The sequence below is a fragment of the Dellaglioa sp. CoH-55-MRSF-8 genome, from assembly GCF_056782195.1.
Genome location: NZ_JBXAYH010000177.1, coordinates 1 through 281, shown reverse-complemented (window position 1 = coordinate 281; position 281 = coordinate 1). Strand labels below are relative to the sequence as shown.

At 54.1% G+C, this 281-nt stretch carries 1 protein-coding gene; it reads left to right on the top strand.

All coding sequences use genetic code 11. The features are described from left to right. Positions 1 to 68 precede the first annotated feature (68 nt). Positions 69 to 281 (top strand): hypothetical protein (locus AC1RPW_RS08405; RefSeq protein ID WP_481769510.1); only part of this gene is annotated, 213 nt, incomplete at its 3' end.

The following is a 281-nucleotide window of genomic DNA, read 5'->3' as shown; positions in this document are numbered from 1 at the left end:
GTCAGGGCCTCCGCGCGTTGACCCCCGTGACATGTCCGCAATGCGGCATGGCCGGTAAGCCTGCTGTGATGACACGATGGCATTTTGACAACTGTAAGACTGATCCATGTGAGGTGGAAAACGGCAAACGGAAGATTATTCGTGAGACTTCTCGGCGCTGGTCTGATGCAGAAGAGAGAATTCTGATTGCGGCCCGCATTCGAGATGGTGCAAAGCAGAAGGACATAGTTAGCGAATTCGGGCGCAGCCGAGAGTTTATTCGCCGGATCGCAAGAGAACAC